This is a genomic window from uncultured Mailhella sp. (genome assembly GCF_963931295.1).
Taxonomy (GTDB): domain Bacteria; phylum Desulfobacterota; class Desulfovibrionia; order Desulfovibrionales; family Desulfovibrionaceae; genus Mailhella.
Genome location: NZ_OZ007001.1, coordinates 2,514,650 through 2,538,783, shown reverse-complemented (window position 1 = coordinate 2,538,783; position 24,134 = coordinate 2,514,650). Strand labels below are relative to the sequence as shown.

At 62.7% G+C, this 24,134-nt stretch carries 20 protein-coding genes and 1 tRNA gene; 11 read left to right on the top strand and 10 right to left on the bottom strand.

Features of this window, described 5'->3' with window-relative positions; translation table 11 throughout:
• The first annotated feature begins 88 nt into the window (after positions 1 to 88).
• The 3 genes from ABGT79_RS10670 (at position 89) to gcvH (ending at position 3,015) form a co-directional block, all read left to right on the top strand.
• Entirely contained in the window at positions 89 to 919 is an 831-nt protein-coding gene (locus ABGT79_RS10670) for a hypothetical protein (RefSeq protein ID WP_346666155.1), read from the top strand.
• A 163-nt stretch (positions 920 to 1,082) separates the two neighbouring features.
• Positions 1,083 to 2,507 carry a dihydrolipoyl dehydrogenase gene (gene lpdA / locus ABGT79_RS10665; RefSeq protein WP_346666154.1) on the top strand — a complete coding sequence of 475 codons (1,425 nt, stop codon included), beginning with the start codon at positions 1,083 to 1,085 and terminating at the stop codon, positions 2,505 to 2,507.
• 112 nt (positions 2,508 to 2,619) lie between these two features.
• Entirely contained in the window at positions 2,620 to 3,015 is a 396-nt protein-coding gene (gcvH, locus tag ABGT79_RS10660) for a glycine cleavage system protein GcvH (protein ID WP_346666153.1), read from the top strand.
• 245 nt (positions 3,016 to 3,260) lie between these two features.
• Here the strand turns inward: gcvH and ABGT79_RS10655 are convergent.
• A tRNA-Ile gene (locus tag ABGT79_RS10655) sits at positions 3,261 to 3,336 on the bottom strand.
• Here ABGT79_RS10655 and ABGT79_RS10650 point away from each other — a divergent pair.
• Complete coding sequence (locus ABGT79_RS10650) at positions 3,301 to 3,642, top strand: hypothetical protein (protein WP_346666152.1); 342 nt, start codon at positions 3,301 to 3,303, stop codon at positions 3,640 to 3,642. The genes ABGT79_RS10655 and ABGT79_RS10650 overlap by 36 nt on opposite strands.
• Here ABGT79_RS10650 and ABGT79_RS10645 read toward each other — a convergent pair.
• The 9 genes from ABGT79_RS10645 to rpmE form a co-directional block, all read right to left on the bottom strand.
• Positions 3,639 to 4,991: a sodium:alanine symporter family protein gene (locus ABGT79_RS10645; RefSeq protein WP_346666151.1), complete on the bottom strand. Its 1,353-nt coding sequence runs from the start codon at positions 4,989 to 4,991 to the stop codon at positions 3,639 to 3,641. The two genes, ABGT79_RS10650 and ABGT79_RS10645, sit on opposite strands and share 4 nt — an antisense overlap.
• A 574-nt stretch (positions 4,992 to 5,565) precedes the next feature.
• The gene (locus ABGT79_RS10640) at positions 5,566 to 6,459 is read right to left on the bottom strand and encodes a hypothetical protein (RefSeq protein ID WP_346666150.1); all 894 of its coding nucleotides are present in this window, start codon (positions 6,457 to 6,459) and stop codon (positions 5,566 to 5,568) included.
• A 262-nt stretch (positions 6,460 to 6,721) separates the two neighbouring features.
• Positions 6,722 to 7,135 (bottom strand): OsmC family protein, encoded by a 414-nt coding sequence (locus ABGT79_RS10635; protein ID WP_346666149.1) that lies wholly within the window; start codon positions 7,133 to 7,135, stop codon positions 6,722 to 6,724.
• A 458-nt stretch (positions 7,136 to 7,593) separates the two neighbouring features.
• A complete protein-coding gene (gene aat / locus ABGT79_RS10630) occupies positions 7,594 to 8,259 on the bottom strand; it encodes a leucyl/phenylalanyl-tRNA--protein transferase (protein ID WP_346666148.1) in 666 nt (221 codons plus the stop codon).
• 5 nt (positions 8,260 to 8,264) lie between these two features.
• Positions 8,265 to 10,529, bottom strand: coding sequence for an ATP-dependent Clp protease ATP-binding subunit ClpA (clpA, locus tag ABGT79_RS10625; protein ID WP_346666147.1), 2,265 nt, complete (start codon positions 10,527 to 10,529; stop codon positions 8,265 to 8,267).
• A gap of 322 nt (positions 10,530 to 10,851) precedes the next feature.
• Positions 10,852 to 11,172, bottom strand: coding sequence for an ATP-dependent Clp protease adapter ClpS (gene clpS / locus ABGT79_RS10620; RefSeq protein ID WP_346666146.1), 321 nt, complete (start codon positions 11,170 to 11,172; stop codon positions 10,852 to 10,854).
• A gap of 4 nt (positions 11,173 to 11,176) precedes the next feature.
• Complete coding sequence (gene prfA / locus ABGT79_RS10615) at positions 11,177 to 12,256, bottom strand: peptide chain release factor 1 (RefSeq protein ID WP_346666145.1); 1,080 nt, start codon at positions 12,254 to 12,256, stop codon at positions 11,177 to 11,179.
• Between the two features lie 2 nt (positions 12,257 to 12,258).
• Positions 12,259 to 13,263 (bottom strand): DUF1385 domain-containing protein, encoded by a 1,005-nt coding sequence (locus ABGT79_RS10610; protein WP_346666669.1) that lies wholly within the window; start codon positions 13,261 to 13,263, stop codon positions 12,259 to 12,261.
• 305 nt (positions 13,264 to 13,568) lie between these two features.
• Complete coding sequence (gene rpmE / locus ABGT79_RS10605; protein WP_077073051.1) at positions 13,569 to 13,778, bottom strand: 50S ribosomal protein L31; 210 nt, start codon at positions 13,776 to 13,778, stop codon at positions 13,569 to 13,571.
• Positions 13,779 to 13,943: 165 nt separating this feature from the next.
• Here rpmE and ABGT79_RS10600 point away from each other — a divergent pair, with 165 nt between their 5' ends.
• The 7 genes from ABGT79_RS10600 (at position 13,944) to nadE (ending at position 24,074) form a co-directional block, all read left to right on the top strand.
• On the top strand, positions 13,944 to 14,705 hold the full coding sequence (locus tag ABGT79_RS10600) for a bifunctional precorrin-2 dehydrogenase/sirohydrochlorin ferrochelatase (RefSeq protein ID WP_346666144.1): 762 nt from the start codon (positions 13,944 to 13,946) through the stop codon (positions 14,703 to 14,705).
• The gene (gene ccsA, locus ABGT79_RS10595; RefSeq protein WP_346666143.1) at positions 14,692 to 15,504 is read left to right on the top strand and encodes a cytochrome c biogenesis protein CcsA; all 813 of its coding nucleotides are present in this window, start codon (positions 14,692 to 14,694) and stop codon (positions 15,502 to 15,504) included. Before ABGT79_RS10600 ends, ccsA begins: the two co-directional genes overlap by 14 nt.
• Before the next feature lie 58 nt (positions 15,505 to 15,562).
• A complete protein-coding gene (hemA, locus tag ABGT79_RS10590) occupies positions 15,563 to 16,837 on the top strand; it encodes a glutamyl-tRNA reductase (protein ID WP_346666142.1) in 1,275 nt (424 codons plus the stop codon).
• Between the two features lie 866 nt (positions 16,838 to 17,703).
• The gene (gene pta, locus ABGT79_RS10585; protein ID WP_346666141.1) at positions 17,704 to 19,239 is read left to right on the top strand and encodes a phosphate acetyltransferase; all 1,536 of its coding nucleotides are present in this window, start codon (positions 17,704 to 17,706) and stop codon (positions 19,237 to 19,239) included.
• The gene (locus tag ABGT79_RS10580; protein ID WP_346666140.1) at positions 19,239 to 20,459 is read left to right on the top strand and encodes an acetate kinase; all 1,221 of its coding nucleotides are present in this window, start codon (positions 19,239 to 19,241) and stop codon (positions 20,457 to 20,459) included. Before pta ends, ABGT79_RS10580 begins: the two co-directional genes overlap by 1 nt.
• Positions 20,460 to 21,460: 1,001 nt before the next feature.
• A complete protein-coding gene (gene dapB, locus ABGT79_RS10575) occupies positions 21,461 to 22,252 on the top strand; it encodes a 4-hydroxy-tetrahydrodipicolinate reductase (protein ID WP_346666139.1) in 792 nt (263 codons plus the stop codon).
• Between the two features lie 208 nt (positions 22,253 to 22,460).
• Positions 22,461 to 24,074, top strand: coding sequence for an NAD(+) synthase (gene nadE, locus ABGT79_RS10570; protein ID WP_346666138.1), 1,614 nt, complete (start codon positions 22,461 to 22,463; stop codon positions 24,072 to 24,074).
• The last annotated feature ends 60 nt before the right edge of the window (positions 24,075 to 24,134 follow it).

Below are 24,134 nucleotides of genomic sequence, written 5' to 3'. Positions count from 1 at the left end.
AGGCTGCCCGCTCCACCGCCGGAACGCTCCGGCAAGGCCGATCCCGCCGCCGGGACCACGGAATTTTCTAACCGTTATGGAGTTCGACATGGCTATCACTCTTTACAAGGCTCCCAACTGCATTCGCTGCCGCATCACTCATGAGTTCATGGACGCCAGGGGCATCGCCTACACCAGCTATGACCTTGAGGCCGACAAGGACATCGTGAACGGCTTTTATCGCGCCAACCGCAAGTTCCTGCACCGCAACGAAACCGGCGTGGAATTTCCCATGTTCCATGACGATGACGGCGACGTGGTGCTTCAGGGCACGGGCGTCATCATTGCCTATCTGCTTTCCGGCAAGGCCCTCGGCGACGCCGGTGCCGTCACCGAAAGCAAGATGCTGCACGGCTGGATCTCCGGCCTGAACGTCTCCAAGGTCCCCGCCGGGGAAGAGGATCATTTCGTGGAGCTCGTCACGGCGCTTGCCAAGGGCGGACTTCAGGTCGTGCTCGACACCGACGGCCGCAACGCCGCGCTGCTTGAGCGCCTCATCGGCACCGGCTGCCTGACCCGCGTGCGTCTCAACATTCCCGGCCCCGCCTCCGTCTATCCCGCTGCCGCAGGCGGCGACGCGCCTTCCGCCGAAGAGCTCGGCAAGACCATCGCCCTCGTGCGCGACTTCAAGGATCACGTCATCCGTCTGTACCTCGAACCCATTCCGCAGGCCGACGGTTCCTTCGCCTGGCTCTCTCCCGCCGACGCCGCCCTTGCCGGAAAGATGGTGGCCGAAGCCTGCGGCGACATGATGCTGCCCTTCGGCATTCAGGCCACGACCGAGGTCGTGAAGGGCGTCGAACCGCTGACCAACCTTCTGCCCTATCGTTCCAAGGTTCGTTCCGCCCTCCCCAAGACCGACATCATCAAGGGCGAATAGCGATGCTTCGGCGCGGCGAAATCCGTCGCGCCGTCGTCTGCGGAAGCGCTCCGCAGACAGGTGGGCACGCGCCCCTTTCTCGGCGTGTGCCGGGCCGTTTCGGCGGCCGTTCTGCGTTTCTCATAAAAACGCCACATTCTGTTATCAAGGCAGGCAAAATATCATGGCTCTTCGCATCACTGTCATAGGAGCAGGCCCCGGCGGCTACACCGCCGCCTTCGACGCCGCCAGACGCGGCGCGGAAGTTACGCTTGTGGAATCCAGATGGCTCGGCGGCACGTGCCTCAACTGCGGCTGCATTCCCACCAAAACGCTGAAATCCTCCGCCGAGGCGCTGGAAACCATACGCCGCGCCGCAGAATTCGGCATTGCCGGAGCCGGCGCTCCCGGCGTGGACATGCCCGCCGTCATCGCCAGAAAGCGCAAGGTCACCGAAACACTGCGCGGCGGTCTGGAAAAAAGCTGCGCCAAGCTCAAGATCAACGTGGTCATGGGGCGCGGCAAGGTCGTGAACGCCGGTCTTGTGAAGGTCGCCATGCCCGACGGCTCCGAAAAGGACATCGAAGGCGACAAGGTCATCATCGCCACCGGCTCCAACGTGCTGAATCTGCCCTCCCTGCCCGTGGACGGCAAATTCATTCTGTCCAGCGACGACGCGCTCGAACTCGATCACGTGCCCGCACGTCTCGTCATCGTGGGCGGCGGCGTGGTCGGCACCGAGCTCGCGTTCATTTTCCGCGCCTTCGGCAGCGAAGTGACCATCGTGGAAGGTCAGAACCGTCTTCTGCCTGTGCCCTCCGTCGATGAGGAAATGAGCAAGCTGCTGCTGCGCGAAGCCAAGAAGAAGGGCATCAAGGTGGAACTCGCCCGCACCGTGAACACCACGAAGGTGGAAGGAGGCAAGGTCTTTGCCGATCTCGGTCCCTCTCCCTTCCTCGCGCCGGAACTCGTGCCCGCCTCCGCCAAAAAGCCCGCCACGCTGGAAGCCGACTGCATCTTCATGACCATAGGCCGCACGGCCAACAGCGAAGGCCTCGGCCTTGCCGAAGCCGGCATCGCCACCGACAAGCGCGGCTACGTCACGGTGAACGACTATCTGGAAACCTCGGTTCCCGGCGTGTACGCCATCGGCGACATTCTGGGCCCGGCCCGCATCATGCTTGCGCACATGGCCAGCGCCGAAGCGCACGTGGCCGTGGCCAACATCTTCGGCGCGAGCGAAAAGCCGAACTACGACGTGGTTCCTTCCGGCATCTTCTCCTCGCCCGAAATCGGCGACGTGGGTCTGACCGAAGCGCAGGCGAAGGCCAGAGGCTTTGAGGTGCAGACCTCGGAATTCCAGTTCCGCGAACTCGGCAAGGCGCAGGCCATGGGCGAGCTGCCCGGCGTGTTCAAGCTGGTGGCCGACAAGGCAAACGGCAAGCTCCTCGGCGCGCACATCGCCGGAGCTCACGCCACCGACCTCATTGCCGAATGCGCCCTTGCCCTGCAGATGGGCGCATCCGTGGCCGACATTGCCGGAACCATTCACGCGCACCCCACCCTTGCCGAAGGCATCATGGAAGCCGCGGCGAAGATGGCGGAATAGTCTTTTGCCGCGCGCCGGATCCCGACCGGTCCGGCGCGCGCCCCGCACACGCTGCAAGCCTGCGGCGCGCTCAACCTTACGGGCGCACGCCCCAAAACCAAGGAGTATCCCCATGGCCAAAACTGTTGCGGAACTTTCCTTTCCTGCCGAACTCAAATACACCGACGAACACATCTGGGTCCGCAAGGACGGCGAGGAAATCGTGATCGGCGTGAGCGACTACGCGCAGGATCAGCTCGGCGAAGTGGTGTACGTGGATCTTCCCTCTGAAGGCGACAGCTTTGCCGCCGGCGACGAATTCGGCGAAGTGGAGTCCATCAAGTCGGTGAACAAGCTGTTCATGCCCGTGGCCGGCGAAGTTTCCGCCGTGAACGGCGATCTCGACGGCACGCCCACCCTGCTCAACGCCTCCTGCTACGACAGAGGCTGGCTCATCCGCGTAAAGCCCGAAGACATGGCCGCCGTGGACGGCCTGCTCTCCGCCGACGCCTACAAGGCCACACTGTAATTCTTCCATCAGTTATGCAGGCCACGCCCGACAAGGGGTGACTTGCTAATGACTCTTAAGGACGCTTACCTGAGATTCTCAGCTAAGCGTCCTTTCTTGTTTCTCTCGTTCAGCTGCGACACATACTTTGACTTGCCGTCTGTTTCTCTCTGACATTTCAAGCGATGTTATACCGTCAGCGGCTGAACACAAAAAAACGGACATGGGTAGTCATACTATCCATGTCCGTCCATCTCTCTGCATAATGGTGGACCCGGCAGGCCTCGAACCTACGACAATCCGGTTATGAGCCGGGGGCTCTACCAACTGAGCTACGGGTCCAGCAGCGGAAAATATGCCCCCATTCTTCCCATTTGGCAAGAGAAAAACTGCGTTTTTTCTGAAATGTTCAGGAACGACGCACAAGGAGAACCCCTGTCGGCTGCATGTTTGCTCATCCGCCACCGCTTTTCTGGAGAACTTGCGATACCCTCCATGTTCGCCAAGATGGCCGCCTTTCGCACAACACGCACAGGCAGCCCCCCCTTCAAGGGATCTTTGATTATTCCCCTGCCGGGTCTGAAGAACATCAAAAAAAGGCAGAGCCTGCAAGCCCTGCCTTTCCGGAAAGCTGCTTTTCCGGCCTAGTCCTTGTCGCACTCGGCCCGGAACTTCGCCTCTTCCTCCCGCACCAGCCTGAACAGCACGGGACTGAGCAGAAGAATGGCGATAAGGTTGGGGATGGCCATGAGGGCGTTGCAGGTATCGGCCAGCAGCCAGACAAGATTCAGCTTGACGAGAATGCCCACGGGAATGGCGATGCAGTACACCACGCGGAAGGGAATCTGCGCCTTGTCGCCGAAGAAGTAGATGGCGCAGCGTTCGCCGTACACGCACCAGCTCATGGCCGTGGTGAAGGCGAACAGCGAAAGGCACACGGCCACCATGACGCTGCCGATGCCTGGAAGCACGCTTTCAAAGGCGGCCGAGGTCATGGCCGCGCCCTGCTGACCGTCGGTCCATTCGCCGGTGAGCAGCAGCGCAAAGGCGGTAAGGCTGCACACCACGATGGTGTCGACGAAGGTGTCGAGCATGCCGATGGTGGCCTGCGTCATGGGCGAATTGGTGGAAGCCGCCGCATGCGCCATGGGAGCCGTGCCGAGTCCGGCCTCGTTGGAAAAGATGCCGCGGGCCATGCCCATGCGGATGGCCAGCATGATGGAAGCGCCGGCCGCGCCGCCCTGCGCCGCCGACGGCGAAAAGGCTTCGCGCAGCACCATGGCGAAAATGCCGGGCACCTGATCAATGTGCAGAACAATGACCACAAGAGACATGGCGGCGTAGCACAGCGCCATGATGGGAACGATGCGTCCCGCCACGCCGGCAATGCGCTTCACGCCGCCGAGCAGCACCACGCTGGAGAGCACAAGCAGCGCCACGGCTGAAATGTAGGGAGAAACGCCGAAACTTGCCTCAAGCACGCCGCCGATGGCGTTGCTCTGCACCATGGCTCCAGTGCCGATGCAGGCCACGATGCCGAACAGCGCAAAGGCGCTGCCGAGCCACATCCAGCGGGCTCCGAGACCGTTTTTAATGAAGAACATGGCTCCTCCCACCCAGTTTCCGGCGGGGGTGCGCTCGCGATAATGCACGGCAAGCAGCACTTCGCTGAACTTGGTGGCCATGCCCACAAGGGCCGTCATCCACATCCAGAACAGCGCGCCCGGGCCGCCCATATAAATGGCCGTGGCAACACCCACGATGTTGCCGGTGCCGATATCTCCGGCAAGGGCCGTCATCAGCGCGTTGAAGGGAGAAATCTCGCCCTTTTCCGAATCCGGACGCCGTCCGGCCCAGGCATGACGAAGGCCGCGGGCAAAGTTGCGGATAGTAAAAAAGCGCAGCCCGATGGTGAGATACAGGCCGGTGCCGAACAGGAGCACCAGCATGCACGGCCCCCATACGAAATTGTTTACAGCGGTAAGCCATTCCAGCATAATGAGACACCTTTGTGAATACATCAATAATTTATCACAATATCACATTATAATGGGAAAAGCAAACTGAAAGTCGCGTCGCCTGTTCGTTTTTTGCATAATACCCGGCTTTTCCGCCCTGCTTTCCTCTCTGCCTCCGACACTGCCGCATTCATGCAGGAAACAACGTCGTTGCGTGAAGCGCGCGGCATTTTTCCCCCTCTCTCCCGCCGACTCCATCCCCCATCGCCGTGGGAGTCCTGCCCCTGTCGCCGAACGGCCGGGAACTGCCGCCCCTTCGCCCCCTTGCTCCGGCGTACGTTTCCCACCGTGCCGCCCCCGGCGCGTCGACCGAGTCCACAACGACTCTCTCTGACTATCCTGCTCCCCGAAAGTTCGACGAAGCGAGAGCCGCGTCGGCAGACGCAGCAGTTTCGCTCCTGCCTGTCCGGCGTCGGCAAACGCCGCGCCCGGAAAAGACGTGCCCTGCGCCCCTCATTTTTCATTACCGCGAGTCCATAAAAAAGACGGCCCGCGCAAAAACGCAGACCGTCTGAATATCCGCCGCAAAAAACGACGAATTCCTGCCGCAAGCCTACTTGTTGGGCGTCAGCTTGTAGCGATAGATTTCATGCACTTCGGACTTGTAGCCCGGATACATGCCCTTGGTCATGCCGAGCACGATGCGCGCGCCGCGGTTCTGATGCACCAGCAGATCTCCGGTGGCAGGATCAACGCACAGACCCTCGATTTCGCCCTGTCTGATGGCTTCGGTAAAGGTCTTTTCCAGAATCACGGGCGCGCTGCTCGCGGAAGAAATGTCCACGCGGTACAGATGATCGGGTTCGTTGTCGTCGGCCGTGCCGTCGTCGGCGGTCAGGAACAGGGAGCCGTCATAGTAGAACACGCCCTGCACCCACTGCGGCACAGGCTGCAGATGCACCTTGCGCAGATAGTTGCCGTCGAGATCGTATTCATAGAGGTAGCGGCCGGATTCTTCGCCCACCCAGGAGCACATCCACACGGTGCCCTTCACGGGATCCACCGTGATGCCCGAGGTTTCCAGCTGGCCGGAAGCCTCGTTGAACGGGAAGGCGCGCTTGAACTTCAGCGTGTTGGCGTCGTACACGGACACCTGAATGTCCTTGCCCACGCCGTCCATGAAGTTTTCCACGCCGCAGTAGATTTCGCCGTTGTACACGTCGATGTCGCCGAGGTGGTTCACCGCCTTGGTGTAGCCGGTTTCAAAGGGCTTGTCGTTCTTGAGCACCAGCTTGCCGTCCATGTCGTACTTGTACAGCGCCTTGCTGCAGCTGACATAGATGTACTTGCCGTCGCAGGCGACGCCCTGACGTCCGTCAACCTTCATGACGTCTTTCAGTTCATAGGTGTACTTGGGAGACATGTCCGGTTCCGGCAGAGCGCTGGCCTGACCGGCAAGGCCGAGAAACATGAAGGCGGCCACAGCGGAAACAAAAAGTTTGTTCATATACCCTCCTCAGGGTCATCAGGGAGCCTTCCGACATGGAAGGTTCCTTTGTCGGTACAGTAAATCAAACGCCGGGGCATGACAATGGGATATTCAGGACGGAGAATCACATGCATGTTATGACGTTCCGCTCCCCGCCGGCGCGCTTGCGCGCAGCCGCACAGCGCCCATGCAAACGCGCCCCTGAAGAACGCGCTTCAGAGGCGCGCCCGTCCCGTCAGATCGACGATGCTTTTGCCGTCTTTCTGAAGCGCCCGTAAAATCAGCCGCGTTCCGCGTGAATATCGACCGCCACGCCTTCCATGAGCGAACGGGTAATCATGCAGCTCTTCACGATCTTGAGGCAGTGCGCCAGCGTTTCGGCGTCGGCGTCGTCCACTTCCACGCGCACGTCCAGATGCACGCGGGTGACGAAGGAAAGGCCGTCGCGCGTTTCCTTCTCCGCGCTGCCGCGGCCCACAATGCGGCGATAGCGCACGTCGCGGGCGAGCAGCGCCGCATTCAGCGAACCGCAGAAGCAGTCCAGCGCCGCGCTGACCAGAAACACGCGCGCCGTGCCCAGACGCTGATCCGGACTCACGCTGGTGTAATCCGCATGGATGTCTCCCAGAAGAGGATGTCCGGTTCTGACCGTAAAGCCGTCCGGAGTATGTTCAAATTCAACAACGTCGCTCATGTCTGCACTCCTTGTGATGAATGTTGACCGCCCCCGGCTTCGTGCCGCCGGGCCGTCCGCCGACGCGGATTCCTGATCCATGTCGGAAAAATGATGAGTCATCGGCGCGTTGCACCGCATCGTGTACGCTGCCGCTCCCCGCAGGACGGCGGAAAATCTCCGGCCCGCTCTCGCGAACCCTGCCCGTCTCCCGGCGAACGCAAATCTCTGCCCGCCCTCACAAGCACGGCATCCGCGCCGCACCTGCGAACACGGCGTCCGGTCTGCCGCCCCCGCGAACGCAAACGCCCGAGAGCGCCGTTGCAGGTGCAGAGAACTTCCGAGCCCGCGGCAACGGCCGCGACGCTCACTCGTCCGCCTGCACCGTTCTCGCGCCTGTAAACGCATCTCACAGGCCGCGAGTTCACGCCACACAAACGCCGCCCGCACTCCCGGAAGCGCCCGTGAACGCGCCTCCTTCACTCCCGGCAGAGCCGGTACAGCTGCGCAAGAAACGCGGACCGCGGAATCTCCTCCGCGCCGAGACGCAGCATGTGCGGCGTCGTCTGCTGGCAGTCCACCATTTCCACGCCCCGTTCCCGGAGCCACGCCGTCAGATGCACCACCGCCGCCTTGGAGGCGTCCGGCTGAACATGAAACATGGATTCCCCGAAAAACGCGCGTCCGCACTGCACGCCGTACAGGCCGCCCGCAAGTTCCCCGCTGCTCCACACTTCCACCGAATGCGCATGCCCGAGCTCGTGCAGACGCTCATAGGCCGCCATCATGTCGGGCACGATCCAGGTGCCGTCCTGCCCCGGACGCGGTATTTCGGCGCAGGCGCGGATGACGCGGCAAAAGCACGCATCCACGGTGAACGTGAAGCGCCCGCTGTTCAGCACCCGGCGAAGACTGCCGCTCACGTGCAGCTTTTCGGGAAAAAGCACACAGCGCGGATCGGGCGACCACCAGAGTATGGGCGAGCCCTCGCCGTACCACGGAAAAATCCCCCGCGAATAGGCGTACATGAGCCGCTCCGGCGAAAGATCGCCGCCGACCATGAGCAGGCCGTCGTCGCTCGCGTCCCGCACGGGGGGAAACCACAGCGGCCCGCCTTCGGGCATCCAGAGCAGAGGGGCCGCCATATCGACTACTGACCGCTCGCCGTAAGCGTAAGATGCGGCGTGTCGGGCGAAGAGGCGTCCACAAGCACCTTGCCGCCCTTCTCCAGCCGTCCGAAGAGCAGAAGTTCCGCAAGCTGATCCTCCACCTCGTTGCGCACCACGCGCTGCAGCGGACGCGCCCCCATGCGCGGATCAAAACCGTGATCGGCCAGCCAGTTTCTCGCCGCCTCGGTCAGGGTGAGCGACACGCGACGGGCGGCCAGACCGGGTTCCAGCGCGGCCATGGTCTTGTCCACGATGCGGCCCATGAGATCCCGGCTCAGGCTGTTGAACGGAATCATGGCGTCGAGCCGGTTGCGGAATTCGGGACTGAACGTCTGCTCCACCGCTCCGGCGCTGCGGTCCGATGCGCTGCTCGTGGAACAGAAGCCCACGGGAGCCTGTTCCATTTCGCGCGCGCCCGCGTTGGTGGTCATGATGAGCACCACGTTGCGGAAATCCGCCTTGCGGCCGGTATTGTCGGTAAGTGTGGCGTAGTCCATCACCTGCAAAAGCACGTTGTAGATGTCGGGATGGGCCTTTTCCACTTCGTCGAGCAGCAGCACGGCATGAGGCGTCTTGCGTATGGCCTCGGTGAGAAGACCGCCCTGCTCGAAGCCCACGTAGCCGGGAGGCGAACCGATGAGACGGGCGACCGCATGCTTTTCCATGTACTCGCTCATGTCGAAGCGCACGAAGGACACTTCCAGAAGATCGGCGAGCGCCTTGGCAAGCTCGGTCTTGCCCACGCCCGTGGGGCCGTGGAACAAAAACGACGCCGTAGGCCGGTTTTCCCGGCTCAGGCCCGCGCGGGAACGCAGAATGGCGCGCACCACGGCGTCCACGGCCTGATCCTGACCGAAGACCCGGGCGCGCAGATCGTCGCCGAGCGTCTGCAGACGCTCCTTTTCGCCGCGGGTCACGCTTCGGGCGGGAATGCCCGCCATTCGGGCCACCACGCGTTCGATGTCCTGCACGGACACGCCCGCGCCGCGACGGAATCCGGGCTTCAGGGTCGCCGCGGCTCCGGCCTCGTCCATGACGTCGATGGCCTTGTCCGGCAGAAGCCTGTCCTGAACGTAGCGCGCGGAAAGTTCCACCGCGGCCTGCACCGCTCCCTTGGAGTAGCGCACACCGTGAAATTTCTCATACCGCTCCTGAAGTCCCCGCAGGATGGCCAGACAATCCTCTTCTGAAGGCTCCTTCACGTCGATGCACTGGAAACGACGGCTCAGGGCTCTGTCCTTCTCAAAATGATTGCGGTACTCCTCGTGCGTGGTGGAGCCGATACAGCGCAGTTCGCCCGCGGCAAGCACGGGCTTGAGCAGATTGGAGGCGTCCATGGAGCCGCCGCTCGTGGCTCCCGCGCCCACGATGGTGTGAATTTCGTCGATGAAGAGAATGGAGCCGGGCTTCTGCTTGAGCTCGTTCACCACGTCCTTGATGCGGGCCTCGAAGTCGCCGCGATACTTGGAGCCGGCAAGCAGCGCGCCGAGATCCAGCGCATAGACGGACAGCGAACGAAAGGCGCGCGGCACGTCGCCCTGCGCAATCTTGTAGGCCAGCCCCTCGGCAATGGCCGTCTTGCCCGTTCCGGGCTCGCCCACCAGCAGAGGATTGTTCTTGCGTCTGCGGGAAAGCACTTCGAGAAGGCGCGCCACCTCGCTTTCGCGGCCGACCAGCGGATCAATGCGGCCCTGCTTGGCCTTTTCCACCAGATCCACGGCATAGCGTTCCAGAGCCGAGGCCTGCGGAGCCTCGTCCTCTTTGTCCGAAGGCGCGCCGCTGCGCCGCTGCGCCGCCTGACGCAGAATCTCCGGCAGCTCGTGGGAAAGAAATTCCAGCACGCGCAGGCGGTCTATGCCCTGCTTGCGCAAATAAAACACGGCCCAGCAGTCCGGCTCCTCGAACATGGAGGCGAGCACGTCGCCAACGTCGGTGTCGCGGCGGCCCGACGACTGCACATGCGCCACCGCGCGCTCGAGCACGCGTTCCAGCGATTCGGTCTGCATCACTTCGCTCTCGGGCGCGGGCTGCTCCGGCCCCACGGCCGGAAGATACCGGGAAAGATAATCCTCAAGCTGATGACGCAGCGCGGGAATGTCGGCGCCGCATCCTTTGAGTATGACACGGCCGAGCTGCTCGCGAGTCATGGCCAGCAGAAGATGTTCCACGGTAAGACATTCGTGGCGACGCGAACGCATCTCCATAACGGCCAGCGCCAGCGTCTGCATCAAAGAACGTGCCATCATCAGCGGATACCTCTTTTTTCTGGAAACATTCCTTTATTGTACCTGCGCGAAACGGAGATTGCAAGCTGTGGAAGGTCGGGATTTCCCGAGGCAACATTATTTAACATTCGCCCCGGAGAGCAAAAACGCCTCTGCAAAGCGAAGCGGCGATGCAACGCCCTGTCAGAGCGCAGAAAGAGGGACACCGCTCGACCAGAGCTGCGGCAGCCCCGCGAAGGCCGGATTTTTTTTCCGGGCCTTTTCAGCAAGGCGGGCAGCTGCGACGCCGTGAAGGCACTGACAAAAAAACGGCGGCCGCAACACGCGACCGCCGTTCCAAGCGCTATTCCTTTTCCATGGTGCAGCGCAGGGGGAATCCGGCATGCTGAGCCCTCGCCGCCACCTGCGTCACCCGGAATTCGGCTATTTCCTTCGGATACACCCCACACACGCCCATGCCCTTCTGATGCACGGACATCATGATGGCCACAGACTCTTCCTGCGTCTTGTGGAACACCTCTTCCAGAATTTTGACGACGAAATCCATGGTTGTGTAGTCGTCATTGTGAAGAAGCACCCGGTACATGGCCGGTTCCTTCAGTTCGTCTTCCAGAGTGACGCCCGACTCAGTGCCGGACATGCCTTCGGTGTAATCCTGACTCATATCGTTATTCTCCCTTGCCGTCGACTTCCGCTTTCAGGGCGTCGGTCTGCGCCTGAGCGGCAAGCGCCTCGATCATGTCCTCGATTTCGCCGTCCATGAAGCGGTCGAGGGAATACATGGTAAGGTTGATGCGGTGATCGGTCACGCGGCCCTGCGGAAAGTTGTAGGTGCGGATGCGTTCCGAACGGTCGCCGGAACCCACCTGAGAACGACGTTCCGCGGCTTCGGATGCGTGCTGCTTTTCCTGTTCTGCCTGAAGGATGCGCGAAGCGAGCACCTTCATGGCGCGGGCCTTGTTCTTGTGCTGGGAACGTTCGTCTTCGCACGTGACCACGATGCCCGTGGGAATGTGCGTGATGCGCACAGCCGATTCCGTCTTGTTGACGTGCTGGCCGCCCGCGCCGGATGCGCGGTACACGTCGATGCGCAGATCTTCGGGGCGCAGATTCACGTCCACTTCCTCGGCTTCGGGCATGACGGCCACGGTGGCGGCGGACGTGTGGATGCGGCCCTGCGATTCGGTGGCGGGCACGCGCTGCACGCGGTGGGTGCCGGATTCGTAGCGCAGGCGGCTGTACACTCTCTTGCCGGAGACCAGGGCGATCACTTCCTTGTAGCCGCCGGAATCAGTGGGCATCTCGGAAATGATTTCCACCTTCCAGTGCTGAAGTTCGGCATAGCGGCAGTACATATGGAAGAGATCGGCCGCAAAGAGGGCCGCTTCTTCGCCGCCGGTGCCGGCGCGCACTTCGAGCACGGTGTTCTTTTCATCCAGCGGATCGGGCGGCAGCAGCATGAGGCGCAGCTTGTGCTCGCGTTCAGGCAGCTCCTTCTCGATGCGGTGAATTTCTTCCTGCGCCATCTCGCGGATCTCGTGATCCTCGTCGCTCAGAAGCTCCTTGTTTTCCTCAAGCTGTTTCTGGAGATCGCGATATTCGCGGAAGGCAAGCACCACGGGTTCCACGTCGGCGCGGGCCTTGGCGATCTTGCGGTACTGTTCAGGGTCGGACAGAACCGCAGGATCGGCCATGTTCTGTTCCAGCTCCTCATAGCGTTTTTCCAGACTTTCCAGTTTAGCAAACATAGTCACTCCATCACGATAGGGTCGGGGGATTCAAAGCGGCCGGCATAGGGGCTGTCCGGGCCCAGCGCCTCGCGCAGCGCGACCACGGCGACTTCAAGCTGATCGTCGTCGGGTTCCCGCGTGGTGAGAAGCTGAAGAAAAAGCCCCGGAGCGCGCAGAAGGCCGCCCCAGAAGCCGTTTTTCAGCGTGGCCGCATAGCGGATGATTTCATAGGCCAGCGCGCTGACCGGCGCGATCAGCAGTATTTTGAAGCACACGATGCCCGCATGACGCACCACGGGCGAGGCGGGATCCCACACGAGCAGGAGCAGGGGAACCAGCACAGCGTGAAGCACGATGGCCACGGACAAAACAAAAAGAAGGAAGGTCGTGCCGCAGCGCGGATGCAGTCGACTGCAGGCGCGGGCCGTGGCCGCCGTGACCATGCCGCCCTTCTCAAAGGCGTGAATGGTCTTGTGTTCCGCGCCGTGATACTGGAACACGCGGCGGATGTCGGGCATGAAGGATATGGCGACGATGTACCCGATGAACATGAGAAATTTGAAGACGCCGTCCCAGAGATGGAAGGAAATTCCATTCATGTCGCCGGAAAGGCCGAGCTCTTCCATGCCGAGGGCCAGAAGATGCGGCGCCGCCACAAAGAGCAGCACGGCCGCGCCGAGGGCCATGAGCAGCGTGAGCGCCACCTGTCCGCGGGACATGGGAGAGGAATCGTCGTCGCCCATGGAAAGGTCGGCGGAACGGTTGAGCGCCCGCACGCCGTTGGACAGCGTTTCCACCAGAATGGGGAATCCGCGCAGAAAGCGCACGGAACGCAGTCCCTGCGGCCCCATGGTGCGCCACCGCCGACTCTCCACGGAAATGGAGCCGGAAGAACGACGCACGGCCAGCGCATAGGACGCGCCGTTGCGCATGAGCACGCCTTCCATGACGGCCTGACCGCCCACCAGAGGCAGCGCGCAGCTCTCGGAGGCAAGCGCGAGGCAGCGCAGAAGGGAACGAACCATTTTCATGCCATATCCTGAAAAACTCTCCCGCAAACGCGGGGGTGAAGGCGCCCCGGAAAACACCGGAAAAACGCCCGTGCGCCGCCGAAAAACGCAGAACATCTGCGCGCCCTGCGCCCTCGCGCCGACGGCGGAGCGCCCGTTTCCGCAAAACGCGGCGGATGCGGCGAAGGCTTGGCAATCCGAACGCCCGAAAAAAGCCTTCGGAGCCTGCCGGAGCGCAAGGCTCCAAACTCAAAAACCTCCCCAGGAAAGCCTGGGGAGGTTCCGCTCATTCCCGGCTCGATACGACGCCGGAACCAGCGTTACTTTGCGAATTTGGCGTACTTCTTGCGGAAGCGGTCAATACGGCCGGCGGTATCGACGAAGCGCTGCTTGCCGGTGAAGAAAGGATGGCAGGCGGAGCAGATTTCCACATGCACGGTTTCGCCCTTGGTGGAGAGAACTTCCACAACATTGCCGCAGGCGCAGACAAGCTTGGCCTTGTAAACTTTGGGATGGATGCCTTCTTTCATGGTACACTCCTCAGATGATTTGCGGACCCACGGGTACGCCCATACCCACCTTGGTAGGCGGACAGTCGCCTAGTCGCCCGATTTACCGCAGCGTTGAAGATTCAAGTCGGAGAACCCTACTTCTTTTTTCGCGGATAGTCCAGTGTTTTCCCGCTTCATTTTCTCGTGAACAACTCCGCCGCTCTGGACGAGCGCGCCCGTAAGGGCTATACCTTGCCCATGCGTTATTATCCTCTGTTTCTGAGTCTTGCCGACGCCCGCTGCCTCGTGGTGGGCGCAGGCCCCGTGGGACGGCGAAAAATCGCCGATCTTCTCTCGTGCGCTCCGGCCGAGCTTCTGGTGGTCGATCCCGCGCTCGACGAAGCGGCGCTCCGGCAGGCCCTCGACGGACAGAACACCGCGCCCCTTCGCGCGGAAAAGCGGGCCTTTCGCCCGGAAGACGTGGAAGGACGCGCCCTCACCTTTGCGGCCACGCCTTCGGCGGCGGTCAATTCGGCCATCGCAAGGCTGTGCCGCGCCTGCGGCGTGCCGTGCAACGTGGCCGGACCTCTGGAAGACGGCGTTTCCGGCACGTTTCTGGTTCCCGCCCATCTGGAGGACGGCCCCATCACCCTCGCGCTCTCCACGGGCGGATGCAGCCCCGCGCTCGCCCGCGCCCTGAAGGAAGACCTCAGGCAATGGATACAGGGCGGCTACGCTCCGCTCGCGCTTCTTCTGAAAAAACTGCGTCCCCGGCTCATCGCCCTAGGCCTCGGCAGCAGCGCCGACGCCGACGTGTTCCGCGCGCTGTGCGCCCGGCCCCTGCGCGACGAGCTCATGGACGCCCTCGCCCGCAAGGACTTCGGCAAACTTGCCGATCTGCTGCGCCCCGTGCTTCCGGGCGCTCTTTCCCCTTCCCTTGAGGAGATTATCCATGAACTGGACTGACATTCCCTCCTATCTGTGCCTCGCTCTCTACGCCCTGGCCACCGTAGCCTCGCTGGCCGGCGTGCTCGGCCGCTCACCCCGGGTGAAAAAGGCGGCCGGCCTGCTCTGCGTCGCGGGCTTTGCCCTGCACTCGCTGTGGCTTCTCATCAGCATTGCGGACGGCTCGTTCTGCGCCGTGTCGCGCGGTTTCTACCTGCTGCCGCTCTCCTGGATTCTGGCCCTGGCCGGTCTGCTGGTGGCGCGTCGCCAGCACATGGACATCGCCCTGCACTTCGTGGCTCCGTGGGCCTTCTTTCTCGGCGCCTGCGCGCTGGGCTTCTCCGGCACGCCGGGCTCCCTGCCGCTGGTCGGGCCGCTGTTCATTCTGCACCTTGCCGCCATCTTCGTGGGCGTGGGCGTCATGGCCGTGGCCGCCGGCGCGGGCGCACTCTTCCTCTGGCAGGAGAGCGCCATCAAGCACAAAACCCCGCTCGACGGCTTCCGCAAGGATCTGCCCGCCCTCGGCGCGCTCGACAAGGTGAACGCCATGGCCACCCTCGTGGGCTTTCCCTGCTACACTCTCGGCGTGCTGAGCGGCCTGCTCTGGGCCCGCATCAGCTGGGGCAGCTTCATGAGCGGAGATTTCAAGGAATGGATCTCACTCGTCATTCTCGCCCTCTACGCCCTGCTCTTTCATCAGCGTCAGGCTCTCGGCTGGCGCGGACGCAAACCCGCCATTCTGGCGCTCGTCATCTTTGCCGCCTCGCTGTTCTCCATGTTCGTGGTGAACACCGTTCTCTCCACGCAGCACGGTTTCTAAACCCCGCAGCCTCTCCGGCTCAAGACAGCTCGCCCCACCTTCTTCTCTCAGGAACATCATGAACAGCACCATACACCTCATCGGCATCAACCACCGCACCGCGGCGGTGGAAGTGCGCGAAAAGTTCGCGCTCACCAACTTCTGCTCCCCCGAAACCTGGGCCATTCCCACCACCAACGGCATCAGCGAATCGCTCATCCTCTCCACCTGCAACCGCGTGGAAGTGCTCGTGGTGGGCGAAGGCGACATTCCCCGCCAGCGCGCGCTGGAATGCTGGGCAAAAGCCCGCGGCAGAACCGTGGAAGAGCTCGAACCCTACCTCTATCAGTACAAGAACGACGAAGCCATCCGCCACCTGTTCAACGTGGCCTCCAGTCTGGATTCCCTCGTGCTCGGCGAACCGCAGATTCTCGGTCAGCTCAAGGCCGCCTACCGCAAGGCCACCCAGAGCCACTGCGCCGGAACCATCATCAACCGCCTGCTGCACAAGGCCTTTTCCGTGGCCAAGAGAGTGCGGTCGGAAACGGGCGTGGCCTCCAGCGCGGTATCCATCAGCTACGCCGCCGTGGAACTCGCCAAGCAGATTTTCGACGACATGAGCCGCCACAACGCCCTCATCATCGGCGCGGGCGAAATGGCGGAACTTGCCGCCCTGCACCTCAAGCAGGCCGGCGTGAAGCGCATCCGCGTGGCCAACCGCACCTTCGCCCGGGCCGAAGAGCTGGCCCACAGACTCGGCGGCGAAGCCGTGCCCTTCGATCAGCTCTTCGACCACCTCGTGGACACCGACATCGTCATCAGCTCCACCGGCGCGCCCGACGCCATCATCCACGAAGAGGAAATGCGCGACGTGCTGAAAAAGCGCAAGAACCGCCCCATGTTCCTCATCGACATCGCCATGCCCCGCGACATCGCCCCCTCGGTGAACACGCTGGACAACATCTATCTCTACGATATCGACGACCTCAAGGAAGTGGTGGAGGAACACATCGCCGAGCGCCGCAAGGAAGCCGTGCGCGCCCGCGCCATCGTGGACGAAGAAACCGCCGCCTTCCATCAGTGGATCGAGTCGCTCACGCTCCAGCCCACCATCGTGGCGCTCGTGGAGCGCGGTCAGCGCATCATGGAAGAGGAACTCGCCAAAACGCTGCACCGCCTCGGCCCCGTGGACGACGCCACCCGCGAGGCGCTCGAAATCATGGCCGACTCGCTGGTGCGCCGCTTCAATCACGAGCCCATCTCCTTCATGAAGGACCGCTTCCACGAAGCCGCCAACCCCGAATACACCATGCAGGCCGTGGACACCGTGCGACGCGTCTTCAACCTGAAATAGTTCGCGGCTCCGCCGCCGCAAAAGAGCCCCGGCCCCTTTTCGGACCGGGGCTTTCTGCTGCGCTTTAGCCCGGAGACAGGCAGAGCGCGGGCACGCTTCCGGCGCATGAATCCGCTGCGCCTGCGAGCAACGCTCTGCCTGCGCTGTCCTGCCTGCCGACGTTCCCCGCGACTGCGCGGAAGCCCTGATTCCGCAGCTCGGGAAGCGTGCCCGCCCTTTTCTGCGCCTGCGCAAAAACACTGTTGTCGATGCCGCCCTCGGCAAGGCCCGGCGAGGGGCCCCAAGCCTGTGCACCGCCGTCGCTCCGGCTGCCGCAAAGCTCCGCACTCCCCGCGCCGCGCGCTCATTCCCCACGACATCGGTGAGGCATCAGTTCAGCTTCCCCCTCCGCCGCCCGCGCGGAGACGCTTCCGCATCCACAAAGTCCCCAAGGGCCCCCAACGCCGCATTCCCCCGCCCTCGCGAAATCACAACCCGCCCAAAATCGAGCCTTGTCGTCGCGCCAGCCCGCGCACGCCTCACCGGACGGCAGCAAAGGTGCAGAAACGACATGCGGCCGATGTCCGCGACCTCGGCCGCAACCATGGCCATGACGGAAAAATCCCGACCGATGTCGACAAAGCTGCTCTCCTTCGCCGGACAGGTTCCGAACAGAATTAAATTGAGCGCTCAATCAATTTTTCTGAAACATCATTTTTCCATAATATAACAACGTATTACACCAATCATTCTTCCGCCGCGCGCGCCGAAGTCCGGGGCCGGGCTCTTGACTCATTTCATGAGCTCATTACACTGAGCAGACGTATCTGCCCCGCCAGAGGCGTTTCTTTTCCGGCTGAATTTCTCTATGTGAAGGAGTTTTCCCCATGGCACGCACGCTTTTCGTCACCGCTCTTGCGGCGAATTCCGGCAAGGCCGACGCCGTCGCCGGACTGATGGATCTCGTCAAGGGTTCCGCCAAGGCCCCGGTTCTGTTCCGTCCCGTTCCCTGCCTCAAGACCGCCCTTGAGCTCATCAACGGCGGCAAGTGCAACGAACTCGTTGATTCCGTTCTCGCCGCTTACAAGGAAGCCGCCGCCAACGCCGACTTCGTGCTCTGCGAAGGCACCGACTTCACCGGCAAAAGCGCCGCGTTTGAAAACGCCCTGAACACCTGCGTGGCCGCCAACATGGGCGCTCCCGTGGTGCTCGCCCTCTCCGGCGAAGGCTGCTCGCCCGCCGAAGTCGCCGCCACCGTCACCACCTTCCAGTGCCAGATGAAGGAACAGTGCGTGGAACTGCTCGGCGTGTTCCTCTCCGGCATGAGCGAAGAAGACGAAAAGGCCGTGGCCGCGTATTTCTCCTTCCCCGTGAGCAGCAAGGCCGCCGACTTCGCTTCCATCCTCGACGCCTGCAACGGCCACATCACGCCCCGCCTCTTTGAATTCGGCCTCATCGAACAGGCTCAGAAGCATCCCATGCGCATCGTGCTGCCCGAAGGCGAGGAAGACCGCCTCATCAAGGCTGCCGCCATTCTCCTTCAGCGCAAGGTGGCCGAAATCATCCTGCTCGGCGATCCCGAAAAGATTCACGCCCGCGCCGCGGAACTTTCCGTGAACGTGGACGGCGCGCAGATCATCAATCCCGTGACCGCCCCCGACTTTGAAGACTTCGCGGAAACCTACGCGCAGCTTCGCGCCAAGAAGGGCGTCACCATCGAACAGGCCCGCGAAAAGATGGCCGACAGCACCTACTACGGCACCATGATGATCTACAAGGAAAAGGCCGACGGCATGGTTTCCGGCGCAGTGAACACCACCGCCCACACCGTGCGCCCCGCCCTTGAATTCATCAAGACCAAGCCCACGGCCTCCATCGTGTCCAGCGCATTCTTCGTCTGCCTCAAGGACCGCGTGAACACCTACGGCGACTGCGCCATCAACCTTGATCCCGATCCCGAACAGCTGGCCACCATCGCCGTGACCACCGCCGAAACCGCCGCCGCCTTCGGCCTCGAACCCCGCGTGGCCATGCTCTCCTACTCCACCGGCAATTCCGGCAAGGGCCCCACCGTGGACAAGGTGAAGGAAGCCACCCGCCTCGCCAAGGAAAAGGCTCCTGAACTTCTCATCACCGGCCCCATCCAGTACGACGCCGCCGTGGACGCCGCCACCGCCAAGACCAAGATGCCCGGCGATCCCGTGGCCGGCCGCGCGAGCGTGTTCATCGTGCCCGACATCAACACCGGCAACAACCTCTACAAGGCCGTGCAGCGCTCCGCCCACGCCGTGGCCATCGGCCCCGTGCTTCAGGGTCTGCGCAAGCCCGTCAATGATCTGTCCCGCGGCTGCACCGTGCCGGACATCGTCAACACCGTTGCCATCACCGCTATCCAGGCTCAGGCCGAAAAGGGACTCAAATAATGGTCAAGAAAATTCTCGTCATCAACGGCGGCAGCTCCTCCTTCAAGTATCAGGTTCTCGAAAAGGAAACCGAACGCCGCCTCTGCCAGGGCCTCGTGGAACGCATCGGCTCCCCCGACAGCATGCTCACCCACAAGCGCTTCACCGCCGACGGCAAAACCGAAAAGTTTGAATATCCCGGCAACTACGACACCCATGCCGCCGGCATGGCCAAGGTAGCCGAAGTGCTCATGAAGCATGAACTCGGCGGCGTCATCGACGATCCGGCCGAAATCGTGGTCATCGGCCATCGCGTGCTCATGGGCGGCCCCGACTATCAGGAAGCGCTCGTCACCGAGGAAGTCAAGCAGGTCATCCGCGACTACATTCCCCTCGGACCGCTGCACAACCCCGCCAACCTCACCGGCATCGAAGCCATGGAAAAGCTGTTCCCCGGCGTGCCCAACGTGGCCGTCTTCGACACCGGCTTCCATGCCACCATGCCCGACTACGCCTACACCTACGCCCTGCCCAAGGAACTCACCAAGAAGTACAACATCCGCCGCTACGGCTTCCACGGCACCTCCCATCGCTTCGTGTCCAAGGCCGGCGCCGCCCTGCTCGGCAAGAAGCCTTCCGAAGTGAACGTCATCGTGTGCCATCTCGGCAACGGCAGCTCCGTGTCCGCCGTGCGCGCCGGCAAGTGCGTGGACACCAGCATGGGCCTCACCCCCCTGCAGGGCCTCGTCATGGGCACCCGCTGCGGCGACATCGACCCCGCCATCGTTCCCTTCCTCATGAAGAACGAAGGCTTCACCCCCGATGAAATCGACACCCTCATGAACAAGAAATCCGGCTTCCTCGGCCTCTGCGGCAAGAGCGACAGCCGCGACATCGAAGCCGGCGTGGAAGCGGGCGATCCCGACTGCATCCTCACCTTCAACACGCAGTGCTACTCCGTGAAGAAGTACATCGGCGCGTACATGGCCGCCCTCGGTCATGTGGATCTCATCGCCTTCGCCGGCGGCATCGGTGAAAACGCCGCGCCCGTCCGCGCCAAGATCCTTGAGAACCTCGAAGAATTCGGCATCGAACTCGATCCCGAACTCAACAACGTGCGCCGCGGCGATCCTCACTTCATCAGCAAGGAAGGCTCCCGCGTGAAGGTGGCCGTCATTCCCACCGATGAAGAACTGGAAATCGCCCGCATCTCCGTGAGCATTGCCGAAGGCAAGGCGTAATTTCCGTCTCTGACGCATCAAAAAGGCCCTGCCGGTCTCCGGCAGGGCCTTTTTCTGTCCGTGGCGAGGCGGGCCAAACGTGTGGACGACGCCGCATCCGCCCGCCCCGAAAGACTTTGCCGTGCCTTGTCGGCGCAGCGAGTGGCCGACGCCGCGCTTTTCGCCCCCAGTGCCGCAGGCCCCATGTCATTCGCGGCGCGCGTTTTCTTCCGTTCCGCTGTGCCGCCGAAGTTCCGCGTGTTCTCCAGAGCGGGAGCCGGATGGGAAACGGACTGCCCGAAAGACAATACCTTTCCCGGCGCGATGCTGCGCGAAGCGCGCAAGACGAACGATATTTCCTCAACAGCGGCCCTTGAAGCGCCTCGAACCTCCCGTGCCGCGCCGTTTGCCCGACGCCGCGCTCTCTTTCTCTTTCGCGCCTTCCTTCGCGCTCGCCTTTGCGGCTGAGAGTCCGCCCCGAGCCGAGGCTCTGGACGCCGCCGCGTCCAGCACAAGCCCGCCGCCGAGTCCTGAACATCCGCACAGCGCCCTTCCTCGACGAAAAACGCCGCCGTCACCCATCACCGCCACTGACGAAATTCCCCACTCAGCCGTGGAGTTGAGCTCCCCTCCGAGAGCCGGGCCGAAGCCCGGCTCCATTTCGCTTTTCCCCCCCAAAAAAAACTGCGCGATGCACCCGCCGGGATGTTCCGTCCGCCGCCGGAAGAGACAACGCCGAAACGCCCCCGACGCAGAAGACGCCGAGCGCGTTCCCCCGGTCTTCCGTTTCATAATCTCCCGACGCAGACCGCAACTTTGCATTCTTCTCCCCCAAAAGTTCCGCAACACACGCTTCCGCAACCAAAAAACACGCCGCACTTCGCCCCATCCGGCAGCGCTCCCGCTCCTCCCCGACGCATGTCCGGGTTTAATGTGAATTAAACCCCATAACTTGCGCTCCCCATCAGTTTTTTTTATGCTCAAGTCCTGCGTATCATCCCACCAAGAACCGGAGAAATCATATGGCTCTTTCCGTCATTGTCATGGGTGCCGCCGGCCGCATGGGTTCCACCATCGCCCGCCTCGTGGAAGAAGCGGACGATCTTGTCCTTGCCGCCGTGCTAGAACGTTCGGAAGCCGCGGACAGGCTCGCAGGCTTCAAGGCTTCCGGCGCGCTGGTTTCCAGCGATATTTCCACGGTGCTGCCTCAGTGTCCCGGCGCGGTGGTCATAGATTTCACGGCTCCCGAGGCCACCCTGGCCACGGCCCGCGCCGCCGCGGAGCACGGCAATCCCATCATCATCGGCACCACGGGCTTCTCCGAAGATCAGCTTGCAGAACTCGACGCCCTCGCCGCCCGCAGTCTTGTCTTCCGTTCCGCCAACATGAGCGTGGGCATCAACGTCATCATGGACATCCTTCCCCGCCTCACCGCCCTGCTCGGCGACGCCTACGACGTGGAAATGATGGAAATCCACCACAACAAGAAAAAGGACGCCCCCAGCGGCACCGCCCTGCTCCTGGCCGAACCCCTTCTGGCCGCCAAGGGTCTGACCCGCGCCGACATCAACACCAACCGCTTCGACGTGCGCGAACCCCGCAAGCATGCGGAAATCGGCATTCAATCCCTGCGCGGCGGCGACGTGGTCGGCGTTCACACCATCTACTACATGGGCCCCGGTGAACGCATAGAAATCACGCATCAGGCCCATTCCCGCGAAAACTTCGCCAACGGCGCGCTTCGCGCCGCGCGCTGGATTGTCTCCCAAAAGCCCGGCCGCGTGTACAACATGCAGGACGTGCTGCACGATTAGCTAAATAACTCATGGTCCCGTTTCCGAGCCCCGTGCCGGAAACGGGCCGTTCTGTACCCGGCAGGAACAATGTTTCAGGCCCTGCAAAGCCGCCGCTCTCCGGCATGACGGCTTTCTCCGCCAGATTTTTCCCCTTTTTTCCGCACCGGGTTCCATTTTGTAAAAACGCTTCAAGATACATCCGGCCGAGCGGCCATCGAGGTTCTCCATGCATATTATTCTTCTTCAGCACAATCCCGTTCCCGGCGACTTCCGCGGCAATGCGCACAAACTGGCCGACATGGCCCGAAAGGCCGCAGCCGCCCATCCCGCCGCTCCGGGCGAACGCACGCTGTGCGTCACTCCCGCCTATGCTCTCGCCGGCGTGCCGTGGGAACCTCTGAAGCACATCGGCGGCTTCTACCGCCGCTGCCGCGACGCCGCCCACGAACTCGCCGACATGCTCGCCGACGGCCCCGACATGCTGATTTCCCTCACCGGCGCGGAGGTGCCCCTCTACGTGCTGCTTTCGCAGGGCAACCTCATCGCCCTCGCCAGGCAGAGCAACGGCGTCATACGCATTCCCGGAGGCCCCGCCCTCTACCTGCCCGAAACCGAACCCGCCTGGGCCCATCAGGAAGCCCTCGGCCTGCTCAAGAGCGCCAAGGCCGCCGCGTCGGTCGATGCCGTGCTCTTCACTTCCCCCGAGCTTTTCCTGCCGGAAACGCAGGAAAAAAGCGAAATGCACTGCTCCGCACTCGCCAGCCTGTGGAAGCTTCCCGTGCTCACCGTGCATCAGTGCGGCGCGGTGGACAGTCTCATCTATTCCGGCAGAAGCTTCGTGCTCGACGCCTCCGGCGAAGTCGTGGCCCGCACCTCTTCCTTTGAGGAAGCCGCGCTGGTCGTGGATCTCTCCAAGGACAGCGTGACCGCCTCCGCCGTGGCCCTCGCCGACGGCCCCGCCCCCGAAACCATCCAGCCCGTGCCCGAACGCGCCGAAGCGCTGTTCCGCGCGGCCGTGCTCGGCGTGCGCGACTACGTCCACAAGTGCGGCATGACAGGCGTGGTGCTCGGCCTCTCCGGCGGCATGGATTCCGCCCTCGTGGCCTGCATCGCCACCGAAGCCCTCGGCGCCGAAAACGTGCTCGCCGTGCTCATGCCCTCGCGCTGGAGTACCGATCACAGCGAAAGCGACGCCGACGTGCTGGCCCGAAACCTCGGCATTCAGGCGAGCACCGCGCGCATCACCCCCATCATGGACGCCTTCGACACCGTGCTCAATCCGCTCTTCGCCGAACTGCCCGCCGTGGACAACGATCTCACGGCCGACAACATTCAGCCCCGCATCCGCGGCACCCTGCTCATGGCCTTTGCCAACCGCCTCGGACGCGCCGTGCTGGGCACCGGCAACAAGTCGGAAAACGCCGCGGGCTACTGCACCCTCTACGGCGACACCGTAGGCGCCATCGAACCCATCGGCGATCTGTACAAGACCGAAGTGTACGAAGTCGCCCGCTGGTACAACAACATGCGCGGCGGAAACATCATTCCCGAGCATATTTTCACAAAGGCTCCTTCCGCCGAACTGCATCCCGGTCAGGTGGACGAGGACAACCTGCCCCCCTATGACGTGCTCGACGCCATTCTCCGCGAACTTCTGGAAAACGGCGCGAATCCCGAAACTCTTGTGGTTCCCGGCGTTTCCGACGATGTGGTGCGCGGCGTGGTGCGCCGTCTGGCCGCGTCGGAATTCAAGCGTCATCAAAGCGCGCCCGCGCTGAAGCTCAGCTCCTGCACCCTCGGCATCGACTGGTGCGTGCCCGCCGTTTCCCGCGGACTCTGATCCGTTTCTTCCCTGAACACCGCCAAAGGAGGCCTCAAAAAGGCCTCCTTTTTTTGTCCG

Bases quoted from the DNA above. Each gene is read 5' to 3' on its own strand.
- prfA (WP_346666145.1), bottom strand. From the start codon at position 12,256: ATGTTTGCTAAACTGGAAAGTCTGGAAAAACGCTATGAGGAGCTGGAA.
- gcvH (WP_346666153.1), top strand. From the start codon at position 2,620: ATGGCCAAAACTGTTGCGGAACTTTCCTTTCCTGCCGAACTCAAATAC.
- aat (WP_346666148.1), bottom strand. From the start codon at position 8,259: ATGGCGGCCCCTCTGCTCTGGATGCCCGAAGGCGGGCCGCTGTGGTTT.
- pta (WP_346666141.1), top strand. From the start codon at position 17,704: ATGGCACGCACGCTTTTCGTCACCGCTCTTGCGGCGAATTCCGGCAAG.
- ABGT79_RS10610 (WP_346666669.1), bottom strand. From the start codon at position 13,263: ATGGTTCGTTCCCTTCTGCGCTGCCTCGCGCTTGCCTCCGAGAGCTGC.
- ABGT79_RS10635 (WP_346666149.1), bottom strand. From the start codon at position 7,135: ATGAGCGACGTTGTTGAATTTGAACATACTCCGGACGGCTTTACGGTC.
- dapB (WP_346666139.1), top strand. From the start codon at position 21,461: ATGGCTCTTTCCGTCATTGTCATGGGTGCCGCCGGCCGCATGGGTTCC.
- lpdA (WP_346666154.1), top strand. From the start codon at position 1,083: ATGGCTCTTCGCATCACTGTCATAGGAGCAGGCCCCGGCGGCTACACC.
- ABGT79_RS10580 (WP_346666140.1), top strand. From the start codon at position 19,239: ATGGTCAAGAAAATTCTCGTCATCAACGGCGGCAGCTCCTCCTTCAAG.
- rpmE (WP_077073051.1), bottom strand. From the start codon at position 13,778: ATGAAAGAAGGCATCCATCCCAAAGTTTACAAGGCCAAGCTTGTCTGC.
- ABGT79_RS10640 (WP_346666150.1), bottom strand. From the start codon at position 6,459: ATGAACAAACTTTTTGTTTCCGCTGTGGCCGCCTTCATGTTTCTCGGC.
- clpS (WP_346666146.1), bottom strand. From the start codon at position 11,172: ATGAGTCAGGATTACACCGAAGGCATGTCCGGCACTGAGTCGGGCGTC.
- nadE (WP_346666138.1), top strand. From the start codon at position 22,461: ATGCATATTATTCTTCTTCAGCACAATCCCGTTCCCGGCGACTTCCGC.
- ABGT79_RS10650 (WP_346666152.1), top strand. From the start codon at position 3,301: ATGAGCCGGGGGCTCTACCAACTGAGCTACGGGTCCAGCAGCGGAAAA.
- hemA (WP_346666142.1), top strand. From the start codon at position 15,563: ATGAACAGCACCATACACCTCATCGGCATCAACCACCGCACCGCGGCG.
- ABGT79_RS10670 (WP_346666155.1), top strand. From the start codon at position 89: ATGGCTATCACTCTTTACAAGGCTCCCAACTGCATTCGCTGCCGCATC.
- ABGT79_RS10645 (WP_346666151.1), bottom strand. From the start codon at position 4,991: ATGCTGGAATGGCTTACCGCTGTAAACAATTTCGTATGGGGGCCGTGC.
- ccsA (WP_346666143.1), top strand. From the start codon at position 14,692: ATGAACTGGACTGACATTCCCTCCTATCTGTGCCTCGCTCTCTACGCC.
- clpA (WP_346666147.1), bottom strand. From the start codon at position 10,529: ATGATGGCACGTTCTTTGATGCAGACGCTGGCGCTGGCCGTTATGGAG.